Origin of the sequence: Burkholderia sp. R-40 (genome assembly GCF_049942845.1) — a bacterium.
GTDB classification, from domain to species: domain Bacteria; phylum Pseudomonadota; class Gammaproteobacteria; order Burkholderiales; family Burkholderiaceae; genus Burkholderia; species Burkholderia ambifaria.
This window is the reverse complement of the sequence record NZ_CP187968.1, coordinates 2553193-2577426: the sequence shown is the minus strand read 5'-3', so window position 1 is coordinate 2577426 and position 24234 is coordinate 2553193. Positions and strand designations below refer to the sequence as shown.

21 protein-coding genes are annotated in these 24234 nt (G+C 68.8%); 16 read left to right on the top strand and 5 right to left on the bottom strand.

Annotated elements, in window-relative coordinates; all coding sequences use genetic code 11:
• The first annotated feature begins 47 nt into the window (after positions 1–47).
• Entirely contained in the window at positions 48–971 is a 924-nt protein-coding gene (locus ACP26O_RS27895; RefSeq protein WP_175662853.1) for a LysR family transcriptional regulator, read from the top strand.
• A gap of 61 nt (positions 972–1032) precedes the next feature.
• Here the strand turns inward: ACP26O_RS27895 and ACP26O_RS27890 are convergent, their stop codons facing one another.
• Positions 1033–2361, bottom strand: a complete 1329-nt coding sequence (locus tag ACP26O_RS27890; RefSeq protein WP_175662854.1) for an acyl-CoA dehydrogenase family protein — start codon at positions 2359–2361, stop codon at positions 1033–1035.
• Positions 2362–2711: 350 nt separating this feature from the next.
• Here ACP26O_RS27890 and ACP26O_RS27885 point away from each other — a divergent pair, with 350 nt between their 5' ends.
• The 10 genes from ACP26O_RS27885 to ACP26O_RS27840 all read left to right on the top strand — a co-directional run bounded on the left by ACP26O_RS27885 (position 2712) and on the right by ACP26O_RS27840 (position 12483).
• The gene (locus ACP26O_RS27885; RefSeq protein WP_175662855.1) at positions 2712–3797 is read left to right on the top strand and encodes an LLM class flavin-dependent oxidoreductase; all 1086 of its coding nucleotides are present in this window, start codon (positions 2712–2714) and stop codon (positions 3795–3797) included.
• Between the two features lie 20 nt (positions 3798–3817).
• Positions 3818–4663, top strand: coding sequence for a class II aldolase/adducin family protein (locus ACP26O_RS27880; RefSeq protein ID WP_175662856.1), 846 nt, complete (start codon positions 3818–3820; stop codon positions 4661–4663).
• A 36-nt stretch (positions 4664–4699) separates the two neighbouring features.
• On the top strand, positions 4700–5734 hold the full coding sequence (locus ACP26O_RS27875; RefSeq protein ID WP_175662857.1) for an ABC transporter substrate-binding protein: 1035 nt from the start codon (positions 4700–4702) through the stop codon (positions 5732–5734).
• Positions 5735–5738: 4 nt separating this feature from the next.
• Positions 5739–6806 carry an ABC transporter permease gene (locus ACP26O_RS27870; RefSeq protein WP_175662858.1) on the top strand — a complete coding sequence of 356 codons (1068 nt, stop codon included), beginning with the start codon at positions 5739–5741 and terminating at the stop codon, positions 6804–6806.
• A complete protein-coding gene (locus tag ACP26O_RS27865; protein WP_175662859.1) occupies positions 6800–7600 on the top strand; it encodes an ABC transporter ATP-binding protein in 801 nt (266 codons plus the stop codon). Before ACP26O_RS27870 ends, ACP26O_RS27865 begins: the two co-directional genes overlap by 7 nt.
• Before the next feature lie 50 nt (positions 7601–7650).
• Positions 7651–8832: a c-type cytochrome gene (locus tag ACP26O_RS27860; RefSeq protein WP_175662860.1), complete on the top strand. Its 1182-nt coding sequence runs from the start codon at positions 7651–7653 to the stop codon at positions 8830–8832.
• Positions 8833–8868: 36 nt separating this feature from the next.
• Positions 8869–9825, top strand: coding sequence for an ABC transporter substrate-binding protein (locus ACP26O_RS27855; RefSeq protein WP_175662861.1), 957 nt, complete (start codon positions 8869–8871; stop codon positions 9823–9825).
• 92 nt (positions 9826–9917) lie between these two features.
• A complete protein-coding gene (locus ACP26O_RS27850) occupies positions 9918–10784 on the top strand; it encodes an MOSC domain-containing protein (RefSeq protein WP_175662862.1) in 867 nt (288 codons plus the stop codon).
• 115 nt (positions 10785–10899) lie between these two features.
• Positions 10900–11466: a TetR/AcrR family transcriptional regulator gene (locus tag ACP26O_RS27845; protein ID WP_175662863.1), complete on the top strand. Its 567-nt coding sequence runs from the start codon at positions 10900–10902 to the stop codon at positions 11464–11466.
• Positions 11467–11514: 48 nt separating this feature from the next.
• Positions 11515–12483 (top strand): quinone oxidoreductase family protein, encoded by a 969-nt coding sequence (locus ACP26O_RS27840; protein ID WP_175662864.1) that lies wholly within the window; start codon positions 11515–11517, stop codon positions 12481–12483.
• A 59-nt stretch (positions 12484–12542) separates the two neighbouring features.
• Here the strand turns inward: ACP26O_RS27840 and ACP26O_RS27835 are convergent, their stop codons facing one another.
• From ACP26O_RS27835 to ACP26O_RS27825, 3 genes are all read right to left on the bottom strand, one after another.
• Positions 12543–13934 (bottom strand): sensor histidine kinase, encoded by a 1392-nt coding sequence (locus tag ACP26O_RS27835; protein ID WP_175662865.1) that lies wholly within the window; start codon positions 13932–13934, stop codon positions 12543–12545.
• The gene (locus ACP26O_RS27830; protein ID WP_105832763.1) at positions 13931–14605 is read right to left on the bottom strand and encodes a response regulator; all 675 of its coding nucleotides are present in this window, start codon (positions 14603–14605) and stop codon (positions 13931–13933) included. Before ACP26O_RS27830 ends, ACP26O_RS27835 begins: the two co-directional genes overlap by 4 nt.
• 114 nt (positions 14606–14719) lie before the next feature.
• Positions 14720–15955 carry a multidrug effflux MFS transporter gene (locus ACP26O_RS27825; protein ID WP_175662866.1) on the bottom strand — a complete coding sequence of 412 codons (1236 nt, stop codon included), beginning with the start codon at positions 15953–15955 and terminating at the stop codon, positions 14720–14722.
• A 220-nt stretch (positions 15956–16175) separates the two neighbouring features.
• Here ACP26O_RS27825 and ACP26O_RS27820 point away from each other — a divergent pair, with 220 nt between their 5' ends.
• From ACP26O_RS27820 to ACP26O_RS27800, 5 genes are all read left to right on the top strand, one after another.
• Positions 16176–17660, top strand: a complete 1485-nt coding sequence (locus ACP26O_RS27820) for a PLP-dependent aminotransferase family protein (RefSeq protein WP_175662867.1) — start codon at positions 16176–16178, stop codon at positions 17658–17660.
• A gap of 208 nt (positions 17661–17868) precedes the next feature.
• Positions 17869–18969, top strand: coding sequence for an ABC transporter substrate-binding protein (locus ACP26O_RS27815; protein WP_105832762.1), 1101 nt, complete (start codon positions 17869–17871; stop codon positions 18967–18969).
• A 108-nt stretch (positions 18970–19077) separates the two neighbouring features.
• Positions 19078–20850, top strand: coding sequence for an ABC transporter permease (locus ACP26O_RS27810; RefSeq protein WP_175654882.1), 1773 nt, complete (start codon positions 19078–19080; stop codon positions 20848–20850).
• Positions 20843–21910 carry an ABC transporter ATP-binding protein gene (locus tag ACP26O_RS27805; protein ID WP_175654883.1) on the top strand — a complete coding sequence of 356 codons (1068 nt, stop codon included), beginning with the start codon at positions 20843–20845 and terminating at the stop codon, positions 21908–21910. The genes ACP26O_RS27810 and ACP26O_RS27805 overlap by 8 nt, the downstream gene beginning before the upstream one ends.
• A 179-nt stretch (positions 21911–22089) precedes the next feature.
• The gene (locus tag ACP26O_RS27800; protein WP_175662868.1) at positions 22090–23181 is read left to right on the top strand and encodes a porin; all 1092 of its coding nucleotides are present in this window, start codon (positions 22090–22092) and stop codon (positions 23179–23181) included.
• Positions 23182–23252: 71 nt separating this feature from the next.
• On the opposite strand, the gene ACP26O_RS27795 is transcribed toward ACP26O_RS27800, so the two are convergent.
• On the bottom strand, positions 23253–24218 hold the full coding sequence (locus ACP26O_RS27795) for a quinone oxidoreductase family protein (RefSeq protein ID WP_175662869.1): 966 nt from the start codon (positions 24216–24218) through the stop codon (positions 23253–23255).
• Between the last annotated feature and the right edge of the window lie 16 nt (positions 24219–24234).

The window sequence follows — 24234 nt, the reverse complement described above, 5'->3', positions numbered from 1 at the left end:
ACATGATGGATCGTCATGATGCACCTGAAAGACCATGCAGAACAAACATGAAAATTAGCGATATCGACGCTTTTGCAGCAGTCGTCCGCTGCCAGACGCTGAGCCAGGCCGCGACCGCGCTGGGGATGACGCAGCCCGCGATCACGCGGCGCGTCCAGAACCTCGAGGAAGCGCTCGGCGTGACGCTGCTCGACCGCAACACGAAGCCGCCGCGACCGACCGACATCGGCCGGCAGGTGTTCGAGCAGTGTCGCGCGATCCTGCGCGAAGTCGATGCACTGCGCGAACTGACGGCCGGCCAGCGGCCGCCCGCCGGCGAATTCCGCGTCGGCCTCACGCAGGGGCTCGGCGAGCTGATGCTGCCGGGCCTGATCGCGCGGCTGGCCGCGCAATGGCCGGCGCTCGCCACGCAGGTCACGACCGCCTGGGGCGGCGCGCTCGTCGAACGCGTCGCGCGCCGCGAGCTCGATGCGGCGCTGGTGTTTCTGGCCCGCGAGATGGTGCTGCCGCCACAGGTCGAAGGCGAACGGCTGCTGGCCACGCGGCTCGTCGCGGTCGGCCGCAAGGGCGACTGGCCGCGCCGCGGCTATCGGCTTGCCGACTGCCAGGCGCGCGGCTGGGTGCTCAATCCCGACGGCTGCGGGTTTCGCGCGGGCCTGCGCCGGGCGCTCGACGCGCAGGGGCTGCCGATGCCGGTCACGCTCGACACTTATGGCCGCGACCTGCAGTTGCAGAGCGTCGCGAACGGCTTCGGCATCGGGTTGATGCCGAAGCCGCTGCTCGACGGCAGCCCGCTGCGCGACGCGCTCGACATCGTGCCGCTCGCCGATTTCAAGCCGCAGATCGATCTGTGGCTGCTGCACCGGCAGGACGCCGCGCGCTTCGCGGCGCCACTCGCGGCCGTGGCCGCGCATGCACGCACGGCGTTCGCGCTGCCCGCGGATGCCGCCGCGCACGACGAGGCCGCTTGACCAGGCCCGACGACGCCGGCACGGCGTCGTCTCGTTTCCGCTGACCGCCACGCCACCGCGCTCACGCATCGTGTCGAGCGGATGCTGGCGCGCTGCGTGACGTCCCGCCCGCGTCCGGGTTCGGCGTCGCGCTTCGCGCCGCCGCCTCGAGCGCCGTGCGTCCGGCGGCGACCGCGATCGCGTCGTCCTGCGGCGTATGCACGCGGCTGCACAGCACGTCGCGATAGTGACGTTCGAGCGGATTGCCGCGGCTCAGCCCGTGATTGCCCGACAGCTTCAACGCGTGCTCGACGGTGCGGATCGCCTGCTCCGTCACGGTTCGCTTGACGAGGCCGCTCGTCGTCACCGGCGGTGCATCGCCGGCATCGGTGCGTGCGATGTGCGCATCGAGCAGCACGCGGTTCGTGTGCAGCCACCCTTCCATCTCGCCGACGGCCTCCTGCACGCGCGGCAGCGTCGCGAGCGGCGCACCGAGCCCGCTCGGCGCGCGCGTCGTCGCGAACTCGAGCAGCCAGTCGCGCGACGCACGCGCCACCGCATCGTAGAGACTGCCGAGCAGCGCGACCATCCAGGCCTGCTGGTCGGCCTGCGCGTCGACATCCGCATGACTCGCGGCCGACACGGTCCACGCATCGGGCGCACGCACGTCCACCGCATGATCGGCGGGCAGCCGCACGTCGTCGAACACGACCTCGTGGCTGCCCGATGCGCGCAGGCCCAGGTGATTCCAGCTTTCGATCACGCGGATGCGCACATCGTCCCCAGCGTGGCGCTCCCGTGGCACGAGGAACACGCCGACCCGCGGCTCGGGCTCGTCGGTGCGCGCCCACACGGCCAGCCAGCGCAGCGCCGGAATGCCGGTGCAGTACAGCTTGTGGCCGGACAGCCGCCAGCCGTCGCCGTCGCGACGCGCAACCGTTTCGGGCAGGCCGCCGCGCGACGGCGATCCGAGCGCCGGCTCGACACGCAGTGCGTTGATCAGCGCGCCTTCGTCGACCGCACTGTCGAACACCGCACGCCGCAGGCGCGCGGGCCAGCGGTTGTCCGCGCGGCCGAGCGCGCGATGCTGCAGATACGTCATCGTCAGCACCAGCGCGGTCGCGGGATCGGCGCGCGCGATCGCGGCCACGATGCGGCTCGCCTGCGCGAGCGTCGCGCCCGCACCGCCATGCTCGCGCGGCACGACCTGCGCGATCAGCCTAGCGCGATGCAGCCGCGCGAAGTTCTCGTGCGGGAAGCGGCCGTCGACATCGTTGCGGGCGGCGTCGGCCGCGAGTTCGGGCGCGAGACGCTCGAGCAACGCGGCGACGCGCGCATCGTCGGCAGGTAGGTGGCGCAGCGACGACTGTGGTGACGCTGGCGGCGAGGAAGCGGCAAGGCTGGCGGACATCGGTACGGATTCCCTCGGTGACTGGGTAGCGGGTAGCCAAGCAACGTAAAGGCGGTGACGGCGGAGACCGATCGGCACGCGGCGCGTCGGCTCGTGAAGCCGGGTCGGCGCTCGGCGCCGATCGGGCGGCGACCGAAGCCCCGCACGACAGGCGGCCGGCGCCCTTTCGACTTAATCGCGAGCCCACAGCGTATGCGCAGCGCACACGCGCCCAAACCATGCAAATCTGATATTCAAATCCGGATTGATTATTTCCATTCCGCATGATCCCGGCGGTAATCTGCGCTCCATTCCCCGCCGCGCCCGGCCGTCGCTGGCCGCGCCGGGCCGTCCTTGCATCGGAGACCCAGATGAGCGTCGAATTCATCGGCATGATCCAGAGCCAGAAGCTGTCGGAAATCCATCCGCCCGCCGGCCCCGTCGTCGACCCCGACTACGTGCGCGACTTCGCACGTGCACACGAAACGGCCGGCTTCGACCGGATCCTCGTCCCGCATCACTCGACCGGCCCGTCGGCGACCCTGACGATCGCGTTCGCGGCCGCAGCGACCGAGCGCATCCATTTCATGCTCGCGCATCGTCCGGGCTTCACCGCGCCGACGCTCGCCGCGCGGCAGATCGCGACGCTCGACCAGTTCAGCCGCGGCCGGCTCGCCGTGCACTTCATCTCCGGCGGCTCGGACAGCGAACAGCAGCGCGACGGCGATTTCCTCGATCACGACGCGCGCTATGCGCGCACCGACGAATATCTCGGCATCCTGCGACGCATCTGGACCGAAACGCAGCCGTTCGATCACGACGGCGCGCACTACCGCTTCACACAGGGCTTTTCGGAAGTGAAGCCGTTCCAGCAGCCGCACGTGCCGATCTACTTCGGCGGCGCATCGGAGGCGGCGCTGGAAGTCGCCGGCAAGCACGCGGACGTCTATGCACTGTGGGGCGAATCGCTCGACCAGGTGCGCGACCTGACGACCCGCGTGCGCGCCGAAGCCGCGAAGCACGGCCGGCAGGTGCGCTTTTCCGTGTCGTTCCGGCCGATCCTCGCGGCGACCGAAGACGACGCATGGGCGCGCGCACACCGGATCCTCGACGAGACGCGCCGGCTGCGCGAAGCGGCCGGCCTCGGCACCGGCGGCCCGCAACAGAGTGAAGGCGCGCGGCGCCTGCTCGCCGCTGCCGAACGCGGCTCGCGGGTCGACAAGCGGCTGTGGACCGAGATCGCGAAGCTCACCGGCGCGCGCTCGAATTCGACCGCGCTGGTCGGCACGCCCGAACAGGTCGCCGACGCGCTGCTCGACTACTACGACCTCGGCGTGACGACGTTCCTGATCCGCGGCTTCGACCCGCTCGACGACGCGATCGACTACGGCCGCGAACTGATTCCGCGCGTACGCAGCGCCGTCGCGGCCCGCGACGCGGCGCGCCGCGCCGCCTGACGCAAACGGAGCCGCCCGCCATGTCCGCCGTACTCTCTTCTTCGTCTCCCGCGCGCACCGCGTCGGGCCTCGTCCTCGCCGACACACCGCGTCAGCATTTCTGGTTCGATCCGCCCGCGCCGCGCGTCGACGTCGCCGCCGAGCGCCGCCACCGGCAGGCGCGGCTCGCGGCCGCGTTCCGACTGTTCGCGCGCTTCGGCTTCGCGTCGGGCCTCGCCGGCCACATCACCGCGCGCGATCCGGAACTGCCCGACCACTTCTGGGTGAATCCGCTCGGCGTGCATTTCTCGCAGATCAAGGTGTCGGACCTGCTGCTCGTCAACGCGCGCGGCGAAACCGCGATCGGCAACCGGCCGCTGAACAAGGCCGCGTTCGCGATCCATGCGGCGATTCACGACGCGCATCCGCACCTCGTCGCGGCCGCGCATACGCATTCGACCTACGGCAAGGCGTGGTCGACGCTCGGCCGCGCGCTCGACCCGCTGACGCAGGACGCGTGCGTGTTCTACGAGGATCACGCGCTGTTCGACGACTTCACGGGCATGGTCGTCGACACGAGCGAAGGCGCGCGGATCGCGGCCGCGCTTGTGAAACCCGACGGCGGCACGCACAAGGGCGTGATCCTGAAGAACCACGGAATCCTGACGGCCGGCCCGACGGTCGAGGCCGCCGCGTGGTGGTACATCGCGCTCGACAATGCCGCGCACACGCAGTTGCTGGCCGAAGCGGCCGGCACGCCGCAACCGATCGATCACGCGACCGCGCGACACACGCACGGCCAGATCGGCGGCCCCGACGGCGCATTGCATGCGTTCGACAGCCTGTTCGCGCGCGTCGTCGCCGACGAACCCGACCTGCTCGACTGAGCGCCTGCCGCACGACCGGAACCCAAAAAACACACCATGACCGATACCACCGCACCCGCGCCGACCGGCGCCCACGACGACAAGCGCCGCCGGCTGCTGCGCGCGGCCAGCGCCGCCGCGCTCGCCGCACCGGCGATCACGCTCGGCCGCAAGGCCTGGTCCGCGCCGCCGCTGAAGAAGCTCACGTTCGCGTGGAACCAGAATGCGTTCTGCCTGACGCCGATCGTCGTCGCGCAGGAGCACGGATTCTTCGAGAAGAACGGGCTGAAGGTCGAGCTGATCAACTACAGCGGGTCGACCGACCAGCTGCTCGAATCGATCGCGACCGGCAAGGCCGACGCGGCGGTCGGGATGATCCACCGCTGGCTGAAGCCGCTCGAAGCCGGCTTCGACGTGAAGATCATCGGCAGCTCGCACGGCGGCTGCGTGCGGCTGCTCGGCTCGAAGACGGCCGGCGTCACGACGCTGCAGGCGCTGAAGGGCAAGACGGTCGGCGTCAGCGATCTCGCCGCGCCCGGCAAGCACTTCTTCTCGATCCTGCTCGCGAAGAACGGCATCGATCCCGAGCGCGACATCACGTGGCGGCAGTATCCGGCCGACCTGCTCGGCGTCGCGGTCGACAAGGGCGAAATCCAGGCGATCGCCGACGGCGATCCGAATCTCTACCTGCTCGAGAAACGCAGCAACGGCGCGTATGCGGAACTCGCGACGAACCTGTCCGGCGAATACGCGCGCAAGGTGTGCTGCGTGATCGGCGCGCGCGGCGATCTCGTACGCAACGACCGGCCGGCGGCCGCCGCGCTCGCGCGCTCGATCGTGCAGGCCACCGAGTACACGCACGACAACCCGAACGAAGCCGCGAAGGCGTTCGCGAAGTATTCGCCGAAGATCAACCCCGACGACCTGCGCAAGCTGTACGCGACGCTGACCTACACGCACCACCCGACCAACGTCGATTTGCAGCAGGAAATCGCGTTCTATGCGGACGATTTCCGCCGGATCAACGTGCTGAAGAAGAGCACCGACCCGCAGCGCTTCGCGCAGCAGGTCTATGCGAACGTGCTCGGGTGACGCGATGTCGACGATCGAACACACGTCACCCGCCGCCACGGCTGCCGCTACGTCCCGTGCCGCGTGCACGGCCTGCGACGCGACGCTCGCGGCCGATGCTCGCCGTGCGCGCAGCTGGCCGGCCGGCATCGTCGCGGCGGTCGCATGGGCCGTGCTCGGCGCGATCACGCACCTGTGGCCGAACCGCGTCGTCGGCTTCACCGACTGGGCGTACACCGACACGTTCGGCACCGCCGCATGGACGATCGCCGCGTTGCTGCTGATCGCGGCGACGCTCGGCCATCGCGTGCCGGCCACGCGCGCGCGGCTCGCCGGCGTGCGCCCGGCCGGGCCGTGGCTCGTCGCGCTGCCGCTCGTGCTTGCCGCGTGGGAAATCGTCACCGCGAAGACCGGCTGGCTGCCCACGCCGTTCTTCGCGCCGCCGCAGGCGCTGATCGAGGTCTACGTCGACGACTGGCCGCGCCTCGCCGGCAGCGCCGGCAATACGCTGAAGCTGCTCGCGCTCGGGTTTGCCTACGGCGTCGCGGTCGGGTTCGCGGTGGGCGTGTCGATCGGCTGGTCGCGCCGCATCGGCTACTGGGTGCATCCGGTGCTGCGCGTGCTCGGCCCGGTGCCGGCCACCGCGTTGCTGCCGCTCACGTTCTACTTCTTTCCGACGAGCTATTCGGCCGCCGCGTTCCTGATCGCGCTGTCGACCGGCTTTCCGGTCGCGGTGCTGACGTGGTCCGGCGTCGCGAGCGTGAACCGGCAGTACTACGACGTCGCGCGCACGCTCGGCGCGAACGCGCGCTTCCTGGTGCTGCGCGTCGCGATTCCGGCCGCGCTGCCGCACGTATTCGTCGGCATCTTCATGGGGCTGAGCGCGTCGTTCACGGTGCTCGTCGTCGCCGAGATGATGGGCGTCAAGTCGGGGCTCGGCTGGTACCTGAGCTGGGCGCAGGGCTGGGCATCGTACGTGAACATGTATGCGGCGCTGATCGTGATGGCGCTGTTGTTTTCCGGGCTGATCGCGCTGCTGTTCGCGGTGCGCGACCGTGTGCTCGCGTGGCAGAAAGGAACCGTCAAATGGTAAGCGCCGCCGTTCTCGAACCCTCTGTTGTCTCGGCGCCGCGCGGCGCGCGCATCGACATCCGCCGCGTGAGCCATGCGTTCGACGGCCCAGGCGGGTCGCTGCCGGTGCTCGACGACGTCACGCTGTCGGTCGCGGCCGGCGAATTCGTCGCGCTGCTCGGCCCGAGCGGCTGCGGGAAATCAACGCTGCTGCGGCTGGTCGCGGGACTCGACGCCGCGCGGCAAGGCACGATCGCGCAGGACGGCGCGCCGATCGAACGGCCCGATCCGTCGCGCATCGTCGTGTTCCAGGATCCGACGCTCTACCCGTGGCGCCGGGTGCGCGCGAACGTCGCGCTCGGTCTCGAAGCGCGCGGCGTGGCGCGCACCGCCCAGCATCGCGTCGACGATGCGCTCGCGCGCGTCGGGTTGCAGGAATTCTCCAACGTGTTTCCGCATCAACTGTCGGGCGGGATGGCGCAGCGCGTCGCGCTCGCCCGCGCGCTCGTCAACGATCCGCGCCTCCTGATCCTCGACGAGCCGCTCGGCAAGCTCGACTCGCTGACGCGCTTGACGATGCAGGCCGAGCTGACCGCGCTGTGGCAACGCGACGGATTCTCCGCGCTACTCGTCACGCACGATGTCGAGGAGGCGCTGTTTCTCGCGCAGCGTGTGATCGTGTTCGGGCCGCGTCCCGCACGCATCGTCGCGGAACTGCGCGTCGACCTGCCCTATCCGCGCCATCGCGGCGACCCGCGTCTCGCCGCGCTACGCCATGAGGCGCTGCGGCATCTCGGCCTCGATGCGAGCTGGTAGATGCGCGGTGCCGTTCGCAGGATTGCCGGTGCGCGGCAAAGGCCGCGCCGATGAGTGCACCGCCGTTTTCCGACTGGGCGCTCCTGTTCCTGCAAATGCTGTATCGCGCGCAGGTCGCGTTCGCGCGCGTGCTGCATGCGGCCGGCCTGACCGGCGATGCCGACGGACAGGCCGCGTGGCCCTGGGCGCACCGGATCGCGCTCGAAACGCTGCGCATCGACGCGGCGCTCACGCGCCAGCTCGCGTTCGCGGGTGCGGCGACCGCACTCGCCGCGGCGCTGGGCTGCGTCGCGATCGCGTCGCGCAAATGGCGTGCGGCATCGGCAATCGCCGCGCTGGCCGTTGCATGGTTCGCACCGTGGCCGCCGGCATCGCTGTGGCTCGCGCCAGCGGTGCCCACGAGTTTCCAACGCAATCCCGCGCCGTTTTCCGTCGCGAACGTGATGCGCGGCCAGCACCTGTATGCGGAGCATTGCGCGGCCTGCCACGGCGCGGACGGCCGCGGCGAAGGGCCGCTCGCGGCGACGCTCGCGCACTGGCCGCCGACCTTCGCGGGCGCGCTGCTCGCCCGCCGGCTCGACGGCGAACTGTACTGGCGCGTGCGGCACGGTACGCACGACGCACGCGGCGCGGCGTCGATGCCGGGCTTTGCCGCGACGCTCGGCCCGGCCGACACGTGGGCCGTGCTCGATTACCTGAAAGCGCTGTCGGCCGGCAGCGGCGCCCAGGCGGAAGGTGCGTGGCCCGTGCCCGTCCCGCTGCCGGCGCTCGACGTTCGCTGCGGCAGCGCCGCGCCGCGACCGCTCGCGCGCTGGCGCGAAGGCCAGCGCGTGCGCATCGTCGCGCTCGCGCCGGCCGGCACGCCGCCGCCGGAAGACCCGCGCTGGCAGACGCTGCTCGTCACCGCCGGCGACACGCCCGCACCGCCGGCCACCGGCATGCGCGCGAACTGTGTCGCATCGACGCCCGATGCGTGGCAGGCGTTCGCGACGATCGCGGGCGTGCCGCCCGATGCGTTCAGCGGCACGCAACTGCTCGCCGACCGGCGCGGCTGGCTGCGCGCGCGCGCATTGCCGGGCAGCACCGGCTGGTCGGCATCCGACCTGCTGTGCCGCGCGGATGCCCCCGCACGCGCGCCGACAGCCGCCGCGAACGTCGATCCGCTGACCGCGCTGCTGTTGCGCGTCGATGCCGAACCCGTGCGCGATGTGCAAGCCGGGCTCCCGCACTGAATCCCCGAACCGTTTCCCTGCTCGACAGAACTCAAGATGAACCCGACCCGACGTCACTTCCTCGCGCAAGCAAGCGCCCTCGCCACCACCCTCACCGTCGCCCCAGCCGCGCTCCATGCGCAATCGGGCGCACGGCCGCTGCTGCGGGCCGGCGATCAGAAAGGCGGGCTGCGCGCGCTGCTCGAAGCGGCCGGCGAACTGAACGGCCTTGCGTACGACATCACGTGGACCGAATTCCCGGCCGCCGCACCGCTGGCCGAAGCGCTGAACGCGGGCGCCGTCGACTGCGGCCCGATCGGCGACGCACCGGTGATCTTCGCGCTTGCGTCGGGCGCCCGCATCAAGGTGATCGCCGCGAACCGCTCCAACCCGTACGGCACCGCCGTGCTCGTGCGGCCGGACGCCACGCTGAAAGACGCCGCCGACCTGAAAGGCAAGCGCATCGGCACCACGCGCGGCTCGATCGGCCATTTCGTCACGCTGAAGGCACTCGACGCGGCCGGCTTGCCACCGGACGCCGTATCGTTCCGCTTCCTGCCGCCGGCCGACACGATGCTTGCGCTCGCAACCGGATCGATCGACGCGTGGGCGACCTGGGAGCCCTATACGGCGCTCGCCGAAACGAGTGGCCGCGCGCGCGTGCTCGTTAGCGGCCGGGGCCTGTGGTCGGGCCTCAGCTACGTCGCGGCGACTGAGGCTGCGATCGCGTCGAAGCGCGACGTGCTGCGCGACTTCCTGCAACGTGTCGTGCGCGCGCAGGTCTGGTCGTACCGGCACGTCGACGCGTATTCCGCGGCGCTCGCGCGCATCATCGGCATCCCGCCGGCGGCCGCGAAGCTGCAGTTCGAGCGCCGCAACACACGCTGGCAGCCGATTGACGCGACGGTGATCGCCGCACAGCAGCGCACGGCCGACTTCTACCTGAAGGCCGGGCTGCTGCGCCAGCCGCTCGACGTGCGCACGACCTTCGACCTCGGCTTCGCACTCGCGTAACCGGCCGCGCGGCGGCGTACAACCGCCCGAACGGTTTTCGCACGATCTGGCACAATCGCGATTCGATCATCCCGCCTTCGTCAGCCAGCGTCATGCCAGCCATCTCCGAACTCTTCGTCTACCCGATCAAGTCCTGCGCCGGCATCGCGCTGCCGCGCGCGCAACTGCTCGAAACGGGCCTCGCCTACGATCGCCACTGGCTGATCACCACCCCCGACGGGATGATGATCACGCAGCGCACGCACCCGCGCCTCGCGCTGATCCGCACCGCGCTCGACAGCGATGCGCTCGTGCTGAACGCGCCGGGCATGCCGGAGATCCGCACGCCGCTCGACGGCGACGCGACGCCCGCCACCCCGAAGATGGCCGCGACCGTCTGGCGCGACACCGTCGACGCGATCGACACGGGCGCCGAAACGGCTGCATGGCTCACCGAATTCCTCGGCGTGCCGTTGAAGCTCGCGCGCTTCGGCGCGGATGCACGCCGCGGCTGCAACCGAAAATGGACCGGCGACATCGATACGCACACGCAGTTCGCGGACGGCTATCCGCTGCTCGTGATCGGCCAGTCGTCGCTCGACGACCTGAACGCGAAGCTCGTTGCGAAAGGCGTGCCCGCGATCCCGATGAACCGCTTCCGCCCGAACATCGTCGTGTCGGATCTCGACGCGTATGAAGAGGATTTCCTCGAGCATCTCGACGCCGACGGCGAAACGCCCGTGCGGCTGCGCCTCGTGAAGCTGTGCACGCGCTGCCCGGTGCCGACGATCGACCAGGTGACCGGGGCGCCGAACCCGGAATGGCCGCACGAGCCGACCGACACGATGCAGACCTATCGCGCGAATCCGAACTACGACAACGCGCTGACGTTCGGCATCAACGCGATCGTCGTCGAAGGCGCGGGCGCGTGGCTCGAGGTCGGGCAATCGGTCGAAGCGGAAATCGGGTTCGGCGACTGAGCGACCCGCCACGACGACTGCCGGACATGCGGGCACATGCTCCGGCAGATCAAGCCTTCGGCGCTCCATCCACAATTTTATTGAACGATCGTTCCTGATCTGATATAGTCCGCTCATGGCAAGACCAAGGGAATTCGACACGGACGCAGCGCTTGACGGCGCGATCGCCGTTTTCAGCGAGCATGGGTTCGAGGGCAGCTCGGCCCAGATGCTCGTCAGCGCGATGGGCATCGGGCGGCAGAGCCTCTACGCGGCCTTTGGCGACAAATGGCAGCTTTACCTGTCGGCCGTGCGCCGCTACGGGATGGGCGAATGCGCCGCGCACTTCGACGCGCTGCGCAGCGGCGCACGCGCGATCGACGGGATCGACGCGTTGCTTCGCCGCGTGGTCGAAACGGCCGCCCAGCCCTGTCTTGGCACGATTTCGGTCTACGAATTCGGCGCGTCCCGCCCCGAGCTCGCGGAGATCCACGCGGTGCTGGCCCACAGCCTGATCGCCGCGATCGCAGCCCGGGTCCGCGATGCGCAGCGCGAAGGCGACGTGGCCGCCGGCCTCGTCCCCGAAGCGACCGCCCAGTTCCTGATCGCGAACATCACCGGCATCCGCGTGGCCGGTCGCGGCGGCGCCGACCACGCGACCCTGACCGCGTTGGCCGACATGACGCTGCGGGCGCTGCGGTAGATTTTTTTTGGCAAATTAATGAACGATCATTCAATAACGAGGTAAATCATGAAAGCCATTGTGATGAACGGCATCGGCGGCCGCGACATGCTTGAGCAGGTCGAGCGGCCCGCCCCGGTGGCGCGTACGGGCGAGGCGCTGGTCGAGATCGCCTTCGCGGGCGTCAACTTCATGGACATCGGCGTGCGACAGGGCATGGCCTGGACCGGGTGGCCCAACCCGAAGATTCTTGGCGTCGAAGGCGCGGGCCGGGTCCTGGCGGTCGGCGACGACGTCGAGGGCATCGAACCCGGCCAGCGCGTCGCGTGGGTCTACGCGCCCGGCAGCTATGCGGAGCAGATCGCGATCCCCGCCACGTCGCTGGTGCCGGTTCCGGACACGATCGACGATCGCACGGCCGCCGCCGTGATGATGCAGGGTCTCACCGCCAGCCATTTCGCGACCGACTTCTATCCCGTGCAGCCGGGCGACGTCGCTTTCGTCCACGCGGCTGCCGGCGGCCTGGGCCTGCTGTTGACGCAGATCATCAAGCTGCGAGGCGGCCATGTGATCGGTCGCGTCTCGTCCGAAGACAAGGTCGCCGCGGCCACGGAAGCGGGCGCGGATCATGTGATCGTCGATACCGGGGGCCGGTTCGCCGCGAAGGCACTGCGCCTGACCAAGGGCGAAGGCGTGCACGTCGTCTACGACGGCTCCGGGCCGAAGACCTTTCAGGGATCGCTCGACGTGCTGCGCCGCTCGGGCACCTTCTGCTGGTACGGTCCGGTGCTCGGCGGGCCGGAGCCGATCGACCTCATGAGCCTGCCGAGGAGCATCAAGATCGGCTATGCGACCTTCTTCGATCATATCCACACGCCCGAACTGCTCCGCGCGCACACGGCGCAGTTGTTCGACTGGATCGCGGAAGGTCGGCTCAAGGTCCGGATTGGCGGCGAATACCCGCTGGCGGACGCGGCGCACGCGCATGCCGACATGGAAAGCCGCAAGTCGATCGGCAAGCTGCTGCTGCAGCCGTAAGCCGGGCGCCCCTCCACTCGGCTGGTACGGAACGGCCACGACTCGGCTTGACACCGTCTCTAACGATGGCTCGCCGCAGGCAACCGCACCGTGACCACCAACCCGCCGCCGTGCGCATCGGCCAGCGTCACGCTGCCCTGATGCACGCGCGCGATCTCCCGCACGATCGACAACCCGAGCCCCGTGCCTTCGACCGTCTGCGTCTTGCTGCCGCGATGGAAGCGCTCGAACACCGCGTCGCGCTCGCTGGCCGGAATGCCCGGCCCGTTGTCGATCACGTCGAGCCGCGCTTGCTCGCCGTCGCGCGACACGCGCACCGTGATCACCGCGCGGTCGCCCGAATAGCGGATCGCGTTGTCGATCAGGTTGCCGATCATTTCGCCGAGCAGGTCCGGTTGGCCGAGCACGTCGACATCGGCCTCGTGCTCGAAACCGAGGTCGATGTCGCGCGAGCGCGCGACGGGCGACCAGTCGAGCGTCACGCTGCGCGCGAGCCGATGCAGCGCGACCGGCTGGTGCGCGACCGCCTGGCCGCTGTCCGAATCGAGCCGCGACAGCGACAGCAGTTGCTGGACGATCTTCACGGCCTGCCGCACCGCGCCGTTCACGCGCCGCAGATGCACGTTCACGCGCGGCTGCTCGGCCGGTCGCAACGCCAGCTCGACGCCCGCCTGCACGGCCGCGAGCGGCGTCTTCAGCTGATGGGCCGCGTCCGCGAAGAAGCGCCGCCGCGCGACCTGCATCCGCTGCGTGCGGCCGATGTACTGGTTGATCGACTCGACGAGCGGCGCGAGCTCGCTCGGCATGCCGCCGGTGTCGAGCGGCGTCGGATCGCCATCGCTGCGCGCGGCGACCGTCGCCGACAGCCGGTTCAGCGGCCGCAGCCCGCGCCCGACGCCGAGCCACACGATCCCGAGCGCGAGCACGACGAGCAGCCCCTCCTGCAGCAGCGAGCCCACCAGGATCTCGCGCGCGAGCGCCTGGCGCGCCTCGATCGTCTCGCCGACCATCACCCAGACGATGCGCGTCTGCGCGGTCGGCACGTCGTGCACCGGCACGCGCAGCGCGGCCATGCGCAACTGGTCGCCGCGATACATGACGTCGTAGTAGCGCGTGACGAACAGCGCGCCGTCGCCCTGCGGCAGCGGCAGGTCCGGATAGCCGGTAATGGTGTGGCCGTTGTCCGCGCGGATCAGGTAGTAGATCTTGCCGCCGTCGCCCGACTCGAACATCTCCAGCGCGAGATACGGCAGGTCGACCTCGATCTCGCCTTCGTGGAGGCGCACGCCTTCGCGGATCAATTTCAGCGACGACGACAGCGTGCGGTCGAACGCGACGTGCGCGGCGCTCATCGCGCGCTGGTACGTGAGCCACGAGTCGAGCGCGAGCAGCCCGAGCAGCGGCAGCAGCAACCACAGCGCGACCTGCGTGCGCAGGTTCGGGCGGATCATTCCACGGCCTTCGCTTCGAGCAAATAACCGAGCCCCCGCAGCGTGACGATCGCGACGCCGGTGTTCTCCAGCTTCTTGCGCAGCCGGTACACGTAGATCTCGATCGCATCCGCGTTGACCGACTCGTCGAGCCCGAAGATCTTCTCCGACAGCGTCTCCTTGTTGATCGCGCGGCCGTTGCGCAGGATCAGCACTTCCAGCACCGAGCGCTCGCGCGGCGTGAGCGACAGCGGTTCGCCGGCGAGATGGAAGCTGCGGTCGATACTGTCATATGAAAGCGGCCCGCATTCGACCCGCGAATGCTCGTGGCCGAGGCTGCGCCGGATCAGCGCGCGGGCGCGCGCCTCCAGCTCGGTCAGCTCGAACGGTTTCGCCAGATAATCGTCGGCCCCGAGATCGAGGCCCTTCACGCGGTCCTCGACCGAGCCGTGCGCGGTGAGGATCAGCACCGGCACCGGGTTGCGGCGTGCGCGCAGCCGCCGCAGCACTTCGAGCCCGTCGAGCTTCGGCAACCCGAGATCGAGGATCACCAGCGCGTAGTCCTGCGTGCGCAACACGTGATCCGCCGCCTCGCCGTCGGCCATGTGATCGACCGCGAAGCGCGCGGCGGTCAGCGCGTCGTTCAGCGACTGGGCCAGGTTCGGGTTGTCTTCGACGAGCAGCACACGCATGGGAATTCCGTAAGGTCAGCGACACGCCGCTACATTACATGATCCTTTCCACGCCGACGCCTCGCGCAAACACCGGTTGCGCCGCTCGCGACTATCCCGAGCGCATCCCCGTGTTCATCGCTCCGCGGCCGGCCGGTTCCCTGCCGCGAAGCGTCGACCGTCCGTCGCACTTCGGTCGCGCAGGCCGACGACCACCACCATGAACGCGATGCTCGAGCAGACGGTCACGGCGATCATCGGGTGGGCGGTACCGTCCGACAGCCACGCGAGCACGCCGCCGCATGCGGCCGTGATCGCCATCTGAATGAAGAAGAACAGCCCGGACGCCGTGCCGGCGATCTTCGTATAGGGCTGCATCACGGCGAACTGGCACGCCGGGATCGCGATCCCGACTGCGACCATCACGAAGAACATCGGGACGACGAGGGCTGCCACCGCCGTGGAGGCAACGGCGCCGGCGCCCCACAGCGCGCCCGCGCCGACCAGATTGATGCCGGCCGCCACCGTGATGACGGAATCGGCATGCCATCGGCCGCTGGTTCGCCGGAACACGCTCGAACCGATCAGGTAGCCGAGCACGGTCAGGCCGAAGATCGCCGCATAGACCGGGCCGGACACGCCCATTTGCCGCTGGAACAGCGTCGATGATTCGGCGATGAACGGAAAGTAGGTGCAGTAGACGAAGCTGATCGCCAGCGAGTAGCGCAGGAAGCAGCGCTCGCGAAGCGGGCTCGCGTAGGTCCGCAGCAGGCCGGTTGCCGGAGTCGGCTGCGTGTCTGGTTCGCGCGTTTCCGGCAAGTAGCGCAGCACCATCGCCGTCGCGACGAGGCCGCCCGCCGCCAGCCATCCGAACACGCCGCGCCAGCCGAGCCATTCGGCGACGACGCTTCCGGCGAGCGGTGCAATCACCGGCGACAGCGCCATGCCCGCCGAGATGCGGCTGAGCATCGTGGCCTGCATCGCCGTCGGAAAACGCTCGCGCACGATGACCCGGCCGATCACCGTGCCGCTGCAGCCGCCCAGCGCCTGGAAAATTCGTGCGGCGATGATCGCAGGGATACTGGTCGACAGCGCACACGCCACGCTTGCGACCAGATAAAGACACAAGCCGCCGACGAGGACGGGACGACGTCCGTACCGGTCGGACAATGGCCCAGACACCAGCATCGAAAGCGCATAACCGACCATGTACAGCGTCAGCGTGAGCTGCAACTGGGCGTCGGTGCCGTGCAGCGCGTCCGCCATCGCGGGCAGCGACGGCAGATAGGCATCGATCGTGACCCGCGGCAGGCATACGACGAGCATCAGCAGGAGCAGCCAGCCCCACGGGGGTAGTGAGCGCGTTTTCATGCGGCGACTCCGTCGCCGATCGGTTCGAACGGCTGCGTCTCGACCGCACGATTGAGCAGCACGGAATCAACACTCCCGCCGATGACGGCAAGGGTCAATCTCTCAGTGTTCTTTGTTATGTACAACGTTCCCTCGGATTCGAAGAGTGTGGTCCACAGAAATCTAAGGGGAAAGTGATATAAGCTGAAGGGCCATTAAATCGAATATTCACTGGACCACTATGTCGCGAGGCAAAGCCGCGATTCCGCTCGATCTGCCGTGCCCTGCCGGGCTGTCGACGGGCACCCCGCAATCGAAACAGGAGTGCATTGCCGATGCGATTCGCGACGCGATCCTGAAGCGCCTGCTTCCCGGCGACAGTCCGCTGCCGTCCAGCCGGACCCTTGCCGCACGCTGGAGCGTCGCGAGGGGAACCGTCGAAGCGGCCTACGACCGGTTGTCCTCCGAGGGCTACATCGCACGAACGCGCGGCTCCGGATCCCGGGTCTGCGCGGTCGTGCCCGACAGCTATCTGCGTGCGAGCGCGCAGCCCCGCGACGGCGCGCCCCGCCGTCCCGGCACCGCGCCGGAGCCCGAACCGACGGGTGCGGCAGCGCCGGAACACGCGGTACGCCCGGGCGTTCCGTTTGTCGCACGACTGGCCGACCCTGGCCTGCTGCCGATGCAGCAATGGAAGAAGGCACTCGGCTCGAGCCTGCTCGCCGCGACGCCCAACGATCTCGGCTCGACGCCGTCGCAGGGCGTCGAGAGTCTGCGCGACGAAATCGCCGCGTACCTGCGGGAATACCGCGGCATTCCATGCGAGGCGGACGACATCTTCATCACCACCGGCATCCGGCATTCGATCGACCTCGTCGCGCGAACCGTGCTCACTCCCGGCTCGACCGTGCTGATGGAAGATCCCGGCTATGCGTCCGCATGGCACATTTTCACGATGGCCGCTGCAACCGTGATCGACGTGCCGGTCGATCGAGAAGGAATCCGGACAGCCACGCTGGACCGGCATGCCGATGCGTGCGCGGCCTACGTAACGCCCGCGCACCAGGCGCCGCTCGGCGTCACGATGTCGGTGTCGCGCCGGCTCGAACTGCTCGACTGGGCGCAGCGCAACCGGGCGTGGATCATCGAAGACGACTACGACGGCGAATTCAGTTACCAGGCCGCCCCGCTGCCCGCGCTGAAATCGCTCGACGCCTGCGAGCGCGTGATCTATTGCGGCTCGTTCAACAAGACGCTCTTTTCGGGGCTGCGGATCGGCTTCATGGTCGTGCCGGCGGAACTGCGACCGGCGCTATCGGTCGTGTGGCACGCAACCGCGCGCTCCGTCAGCGTCGCACCGCAGCTTGCGCTGGCCCGCTTCATCGGCCACGGCGATTTTGCGAAGCACCTGCGCGCGTGTCGCCACGCGTACCGCCAGCGCCGCGATATCGTGCTCGACCAACTGGCCACGCACGCCAGCGGACAATTCACAGTGTCGGGCGAACACGCAGGGTTTCATTTCGTTCTCGGGCTACCGCCCGGGATGGACGAGGCATCGTACGTCGCGCGAGCCCGCGCGGCCGGCATCGCGTTGCAGGCGCTCAGCGGCTTTTGCCGCAGCACCCGCTGCGAACCGGGTGTCGTCGTCGGCTATTCGGCGCTGACGGCAGCGCACGCCCGGCACGGCGGCCGAATCCTCGGAAAACTGCTGGCACAATCGGCCTAGCCGCCGTCGCCGAATGGGCCGGCGGTCGTCTTCCTTCCGTCGTCAAACCGCGCCGCGAGCCGGGAAAGCCGCGGCGGCGTCGCATCGACCTCGGGAAATCCATAACACAAAGGACGCTATTGTGAACCGAAATGAAAGCGGGCTGAAAGTGCGTCGCACTTAACATCCGCGTCACTCGAACAATACACACGCACAACTGGAGGAAGACATGCCGTTTGCACCGAAACAGCTCGCCGCCGCGCTGGCGATCGTCCTGGGCACCGCCGCCGGCGCTGCCGTCGCACAGGTTCCGGCCGGATATCCGGGTAACTACCAGGGTGTCGTCGACGCCGCGAAGAAGGAAGGAAAACTGATCGTCTACTCGACGACCGACACGGGCCTCGTGCGCCCGCTGATCAAGGACTTCGAAAGCCTGTACGGCGTGAAGGTCGAGTACAACGACATGAACAGCACCGAGCTGTACAACCGCTACATCAGCGAGAACGCGGCCAGCAGCACCAGCGCCGACGTGCTGTGGAGCTCCGCGATGGACCTGCAGGTCAAGCTCGTCAACGACGGCCTGATGGCGTCGTACGATTCGCCGGAAAGCCCGAACGTGCCGCAATGGGCGCAATACCAGAAGCAGGCATACGGCACGACGTTCGAGCCGCTCGCGATCGTCTACAACAAGCGCCTGATCCCCGAGAACGAGGTGCCGAAAACGCGCGCCGACCTGATCAAGCTGCTCACCACGCAAGCCGACAAGTTCAAGGGCAAGGTCACGACCTACGACATCGAGAAGTCGGGGGTCGGCTTCAACTACCTGACGCAGGACGCGCACGTGAACGAGAAGGTCACGTGGGAGCTCGTGAAGGCGATCGGCGCGACCGGCCCGAAGCTACAGTCGAGCACCGGCGCGATGATGGAGCGGATTTCGTCGGGCGAGAACCTGATCGGCTACAACATCATCGGCTCGTATGCGTACTCGAAGGCGAAGAAGGACAAGTCGATCGGCTACGTGTTTCCGAAGGACTACACACAGGTCGTGAGCCGCCTGGCCACGATCTCGAAGAAGGCGAAGAACCCGAATGCTGCGAAGCTGTGGGTCGACTACCTGCTGTCCAAGCGCGGCCAGACGGTGATCGCGAACCAGGTGGACCTGTACGCGATCCGCACCGACGTGAGCGGCGAAACGTCGGCCGCGAGCCTCACGAAGGAACTCGGCGATTCGCTGAAGCCGATCCAGATCGGCACCGGCCTGCTCGTCTACCTCGACCAGTCGAAGCGGCTCGCGTTCCTGAAGCAATGGCAGCAGGCGATCAAGCGCTGATCCGCTGATCCGCTGACCTCGGGCCGCCCGCCGCACCGCGCGCGGGCGGCCCCTTCCCCTTACCGACTTCCTAGAGGCGGCCATCCGGATGGCCGCAGGGGTGAACTCATGCTTTCAACCAGCACACGCGGACCGGCGCCGGCCGTTCCGCCCTCCACCGGCCAGGACGATGCGATTCCCGCGCTGCGAGCCAGCGGCCTGCAGCCGCTCGCCGGCATGCTGCGCTGGATCGTCGTTGCGGTGCTGACCGTCGCGGTCGCGCTGCCGCTCGGCTTCATCCTGTTCCAGAGCCTGCTGTCCGCGCCGTTCTTCGACGCGAACAAGACGCTCGGCGTCGAAGGCTTCCGCTTCATCTTCACCGATCCGGACTTCTGGTTGGCCGTGAAGAACTCGTTCATCATCGCCGGCGGCATGCTGTTCATCTCGATCCCGCTCGGCGGCATCCTCGCGTTCCTGATGGTCCGCACCGACCTGCCCGGCCGCCGCTGGCTCGAACCGCTGCTGCTCACGCCGGTGTTCGTGTCGCCGATGGTGCTCGCGTTCGGCTACGTGGTCGCCGCCGGCCCGGTCGGCTTCTACTCGGTGTGGTTCAAGGAACTGTTCGGGGTGCAGAACGTGCCCTGGAACATCTATTCGATCTTCGCGATCACGGTGATCGTCGGCCTCACGCACGTGCCGCACGTGTACCTGTACTCGTCGGCCGCGCTGCGCAACCTCGGCTCGGACGTCGAGGAAGCGGCGCGCGTGTCGGGTGCCCGCCCGTTCCGCGTCGCGCTCGACGTGAGCCTGCCGATGACGATGCCCGCGCTGCTGTTCGCCGGCGTGCTCGTGTTCTTCCTCGGATTCGAGGTGTTCGGGCTGCCGCTGGTGCTCGGCGATCCGGAAGGCCACCTCGTGCTCGCGACCTACCTGTACAAGCTGACCAACAAGCTCGGCGTGCCGTCGTATCACCTGATGGCCGCGGTCGCGGTGTGCATCGTCGCGATCACGTTCCCGCTCGTGCTGCTGCAGCGCCGCCTGCTGAAGACGGCGAACCGCTTCGTCACCGTGAAGGGCAAGGCCGGCCGCTCGACGGTGCTGCCGCTCGGCGTGTGGCGCTGGGTCGCGCTCGCGATCGTCGCGCTGTGGCTGATGCTGACCGTGATCGTGCCGATCTCGGGCATCGTGCTGCGCGCGTTCGTGACCAACTGGGGCGAAGGCGTCGCGCTCGCCGAAGTGCTGACGCTGGCGAACTTCGTCGAGCTGTTCGAACAGGACAACCTCGTGCGCGCCATGCTCAACACGCTCGGCATCGGCGTGATCGGCGGCGCGCTCGCGATCGGCTTCTACTCGCTCGTCGCGTTCGCCGGCCATCGCCGCAACGACTGGGCGACGAAGCTGCTCGACTACCTCGTGCTGCTGCCGCGCGCGGTGCCGGGCCTGCTCGCCGGTCTCGCGTTCCTGTGGATTTTCCTGTTCGTCCCGGGCCTGCGCGAGCTGAAGAACTCGATGTGGAGCATCTGGATCGCGTACACGGTCGTGTGGCTCGCATACGGGATGCGCCTGATCCAGAGCGCACTGCTGCAGGTCGGCCCGGAGCTCGAGGAAGCCGGCCGCAGCGTCGGCGCGACGCGCAGCCGCGTGTCGCTCGACGTGACGCTGCCGCTCGTGCGCTTCGGCCTGCTCGCCGCGTGGCTCCTGATCTTCATGATCTTCGAGCGCGAATACTCGACCGCCGTCTATCTGCTGTCGCCCGGCACCGAAGTGATCGGCGCGCTGCTCGTGTCGCTGTGGGCGACCGGCGCCGTCGACCAGGTCGCCGCGCTCTCTGTCATCAACATCGCGATGGTCGGCGCCGGTCTCGGCGTGGCCCTGCGCTTCGGAGTGAAACTTCATGGATAAGCTCATCGTCGACGACCTGCATCTCAGCTACGGCGCCAACCCGATCCTCAAGGGCGTGTCGTTCGAACTGAACGCGGGCGAAGTCGTGTGCCTGCTCGGCGCGTCGGGCAGCGGCAAGACCACGCTGCTGCGTGCGGTGGCCGGCCTCGAACAGCCGTCCGACGGGCGCATCCAGCTCGACGACCGCGTGTTCTTCGACGGCGCGCGGCGCATCGACCTGCCCGTCGAACAGCGTTCGCTCGGCCTCGTGTTCCAGTCGTATGCGCTGTGGCCGCACCGGACGGTCGCCGACAACGTCGGCTACGGGCTCAAGCTGCGCCGCGTGGCGCCGGCCGAACAGAAGCGCCGCGTGCAGGCCGCGCTCGACCAGCTCGGCCTCGGCCATCTCGCCGAACGCTTTCCGCACCAGTTGTCGGGCGGCCAGCAGCAGCGTGTCGCGATTGCGCGCGCGCTCGTCTACAACCCGCCGGTGATCCTGCTCGACGAGCCGCTGTCGAACCTCGACGCGAAGCTGCGCGAGGAAGCGCGTGCATGGCTGCGCGAGCTGATCGTGTCGCTCGGGCTGTCGGCGCTCTGCGTGACGCACGACCAGACCGAAGCGATGGCGATGTCCGACCGCATCCTGCTGCTGCGCAACGGCCGCATCGAGCAGGAAGGCACGCCGGCCGAGCTGTACGGCGCGCCACGCTCGCTGTACACGGCCGAATTCATGGGCAGCAACAACCGCATCGACGCACGCGTGGCGGCCGTCGACGGCGAACGCGTGACGCTCGCCGGCGACGGCTGGGAGCTGCAGGCGCTCGCCCGCGACACGTTCACGCCGGGCCAGGACGCGCAGGCCGTGATTCGCCTCGAACGCGTACAGGTCGCCGACGGCCCGGGCGCGAACCGGCTGCAGGCGGACCTCGTCACGTCGATGTATCTCGGCGACCGCTGGGAATACCTGTTCCATTGCGGCGAGATGCGCCTGCGCGCGTTCGGCCACGTGCCGCGCGCGGCCGGCACGCACTGGATCGAATTCCCGGCCAACGACTGCTGGGCGTTCGCGAAAGCGGGCTGACCCGCGCGCGACGGCCCCGCGCCGCCGCGCCAGCATTCCAGCGCGCATCCCGTTTCGATTCAGGATCGGCGGACGCTTCGCGGCGTCCGCCGTGGCGTGTCGCGCGCCGCGTATCCCTGCGAATCCGTTTCACCCCAATCCGTTTCACCCAACCCACAACAAACAAGGAGACACCGTCAATGAAGTCACGCGCAGAACGTTCGATTCGCACTGCTATCATTACCGGCTCGGCTGCCGTCGCCGGCCTCGCAGCAGGCGCCGCGCACGCGCAGTCGTCGGTCACGATGTACGGGATCATGGATGCCGGCATCGAATACGCGAACCATGCGGCGCCGGACGGCGGCAATTCGTTCAAGCTGAAATCCGGCAACAAGAACACGTCGCGCTGGGGCTTGCGCGGCACCGAGGATCTCGGCGGCGGGCTGAAGGCCGTGTTCCGCCTCGAAAGCGGGATCGATCTCGCCAACGGCGCGTCCGACGACGGCCCCGACTCGATCTTCGCGCGCCGCGCGACGGTCGGCCTGAAAGGCAAGTGGGGCGAAGTCTCGCTCGGCCGCAACTTCACCGTCACCTACGACTACATGCTGCCGTTCGACCCGATGGGCTACGCGCAGAACTACTCGTGGGCGACGTCGTCGATGGCGACCGGCGGCCGCAAGGACGGCCTGTTCACGCGTTCGTCGAACGCCGTGCGCTACGACGGCGAATTCGGCGGCTTCAAGTTCGGCGCGCTGTACGGCTTCGGCAACGTACCGGGCAGCGTGAAGACCAGCTCGAAGTACGACTTCGCGCTCGGCTACGAGGCCGGCCCGTTCGCGGCGGTGGTTACGTTCGACCGGCAGAACGGCGCGGCCGACAGCGTCACGCCGGCCGATACCGTCAACTACATCCAGGGCATCCATGCGGGCCTGAGCTACGACTTCGGCGACCTGAAGACGATGGCCGGCTATCGCAACTATCGGCGCACGTATCACACGAGCGCCGCGAACCAGTTGAGCGACATGTATTGGGTCGGCGGGTCGTACCAGTTCACGCCGACGTTCTCGCTGATCGCAGCCGTCTATCACCAGAACATCAAGGGCGGCACGGATGCGGATCCGACGCTGGTGTCGGTGCGGGCGAACTATGCACTGTCGAAGCGCACGGTGCTGTACGCGGCCGGCGCGTTCGCGATCGCGCAGCATGGGCAGAAGGTCGGCGTGTCGCGCGATTTCGCCGGGTATGGCACCACGCAGGTGGGTGTGACGGCGGGGATTCAGCAGCGGTTCTGACGGCGCGGGCGGAGGCAGGCATCGTCGCCCGCCTCCGCCCTGCGATGCTATGTGATGCGAGACGATGCCGATCACGCACCGTCGCGCATCGTAAACACCGTACGCACGAGACTGTTCGCATCGTTCCAGTGTTCGCCGACCGCCGACAGCGGCACGGCACGCGTCTCGATCGTCAGCCGTGCCGGCCCGGCCGCGGCGAACACGCCGCGCACGGCGGCCAACAACCCCGCCGGCGACACGCTACCGAGGCCGCTGCCCATCAGTTCGATCGCCGTCGCCCGCAGCACGGCCCCCGGCAACAGCACGTCCGCACCGCCGATCGAGCCGATCTGCACGAAGCGCAGCCGCCGGCCATCGGGCGCCGACCTCGCCGCCGCGATCAGCAACGCGTGCGCGCTGGCGCCCCACAGATAGTCGAGCACGACGTCCACTCCGGCGCGGAAATGCGGTTCGAGCGCACGCGCCAGATCCGCGTCGTCCTGCTGCAGCGACACGACGGCGTCCGCGCCGGCACTCAGCAATGCCTCCAGCGCAACCGCGTTGCGGCCCGTCGCAATCACTTCCGCCGCGCCGAGATGTCTGGCGATCCGCACCGCGAGCCGCCCCGACGTTCCCGTCGCACCGTTGACGAGCACCGTCTCGCCCGCCGCGAAGCGTGCGCGTTCGATCAGCGCCGCCCACGACGACATCCCGGGAATCGCGATCGCCGCGGCCGTGACGTCGTCAAGCCCGTCCGGCAGCGGCACGCACTGGGCGTCGGGCACGATCGTGCGCTCGGCCATCGTGCCGAACGGCGCGGGGGCGCCGAAAATATAGACGCGCTGCCCGTCGTCGAGCCGGCCCACGCCGTCGACGCCGACGACGAACGGATAGCCGCTTCCCGACGAATAATGCGTGCCCGACGCGCGCCCCTGCGCGAGCCGGCTCAACGCGGACGCCGTCATGGCGACCGCACGGTGGCCCGGCATCGCGTGCGGTACTTCGAACTCCATATAGACGGGGCTTTCGCCCGCGCTCTTTACGACTGCTGCTTTCATGCTGTCTCCTTGAAAC

What these genes read in the sequence shown, in the direction of transcription:
- ACP26O_RS27895 (WP_175662853.1), top strand. Translation starts at nt 48, where the DNA reads ATGAAAATTAGCGATATCGACGCTTTTGCAGCAGTCGTCCGCTGCCAG.
- ACP26O_RS27890 (WP_175662854.1), bottom strand. Translation starts at nt 2,361, where the DNA reads ATGTCCGCCAGCCTTGCCGCTTCCTCGCCGCCAGCGTCACCACAGTCG.
- ACP26O_RS27885 (WP_175662855.1), top strand. Translation starts at nt 2,712, where the DNA reads ATGAGCGTCGAATTCATCGGCATGATCCAGAGCCAGAAGCTGTCGGAA.
- ACP26O_RS27880 (WP_175662856.1), top strand. Translation starts at nt 3,818, where the DNA reads ATGTCCGCCGTACTCTCTTCTTCGTCTCCCGCGCGCACCGCGTCGGGC.
- ACP26O_RS27875 (WP_175662857.1), top strand. Translation starts at nt 4,700, where the DNA reads ATGACCGATACCACCGCACCCGCGCCGACCGGCGCCCACGACGACAAG.
- ACP26O_RS27870 (WP_175662858.1), top strand. Translation starts at nt 5,739, where the DNA reads ATGTCGACGATCGAACACACGTCACCCGCCGCCACGGCTGCCGCTACG.
- ACP26O_RS27865 (WP_175662859.1), top strand. Translation starts at nt 6,800, where the DNA reads ATGGTAAGCGCCGCCGTTCTCGAACCCTCTGTTGTCTCGGCGCCGCGC.
- ACP26O_RS27860 (WP_175662860.1), top strand. Translation starts at nt 7,651, where the DNA reads ATGAGTGCACCGCCGTTTTCCGACTGGGCGCTCCTGTTCCTGCAAATG.
- ACP26O_RS27855 (WP_175662861.1), top strand. Translation starts at nt 8,869, where the DNA reads ATGAACCCGACCCGACGTCACTTCCTCGCGCAAGCAAGCGCCCTCGCC.
- ACP26O_RS27850 (WP_175662862.1), top strand. Translation starts at nt 9,918, where the DNA reads ATGCCAGCCATCTCCGAACTCTTCGTCTACCCGATCAAGTCCTGCGCC.
- ACP26O_RS27845 (WP_175662863.1), top strand. Translation starts at nt 10,900, where the DNA reads ATGGCAAGACCAAGGGAATTCGACACGGACGCAGCGCTTGACGGCGCG.
- ACP26O_RS27840 (WP_175662864.1), top strand. Translation starts at nt 11,515, where the DNA reads ATGAAAGCCATTGTGATGAACGGCATCGGCGGCCGCGACATGCTTGAG.
- ACP26O_RS27835 (WP_175662865.1), bottom strand. Translation starts at nt 13,934, where the DNA reads ATGATCCGCCCGAACCTGCGCACGCAGGTCGCGCTGTGGTTGCTGCTG.
- ACP26O_RS27830 (WP_105832763.1), bottom strand. Translation starts at nt 14,605, where the DNA reads ATGCGTGTGCTGCTCGTCGAAGACAACCCGAACCTGGCCCAGTCGCTG.
- ACP26O_RS27825 (WP_175662866.1), bottom strand. Translation starts at nt 15,955, where the DNA reads ATGAAAACGCGCTCACTACCCCCGTGGGGCTGGCTGCTCCTGCTGATG.
- ACP26O_RS27820 (WP_175662867.1), top strand. Translation starts at nt 16,176, where the DNA reads ATGTCGCGAGGCAAAGCCGCGATTCCGCTCGATCTGCCGTGCCCTGCC.
- ACP26O_RS27815 (WP_105832762.1), top strand. Translation starts at nt 17,869, where the DNA reads ATGCCGTTTGCACCGAAACAGCTCGCCGCCGCGCTGGCGATCGTCCTG.
- ACP26O_RS27810 (WP_175654882.1), top strand. Translation starts at nt 19,078, where the DNA reads ATGCTTTCAACCAGCACACGCGGACCGGCGCCGGCCGTTCCGCCCTCC.
- ACP26O_RS27805 (WP_175654883.1), top strand. Translation starts at nt 20,843, where the DNA reads ATGGATAAGCTCATCGTCGACGACCTGCATCTCAGCTACGGCGCCAAC.
- ACP26O_RS27800 (WP_175662868.1), top strand. Translation starts at nt 22,090, where the DNA reads ATGAAGTCACGCGCAGAACGTTCGATTCGCACTGCTATCATTACCGGC.
- ACP26O_RS27795 (WP_175662869.1), bottom strand. Translation starts at nt 24,218, where the DNA reads ATGAAAGCAGCAGTCGTAAAGAGCGCGGGCGAAAGCCCCGTCTATATG.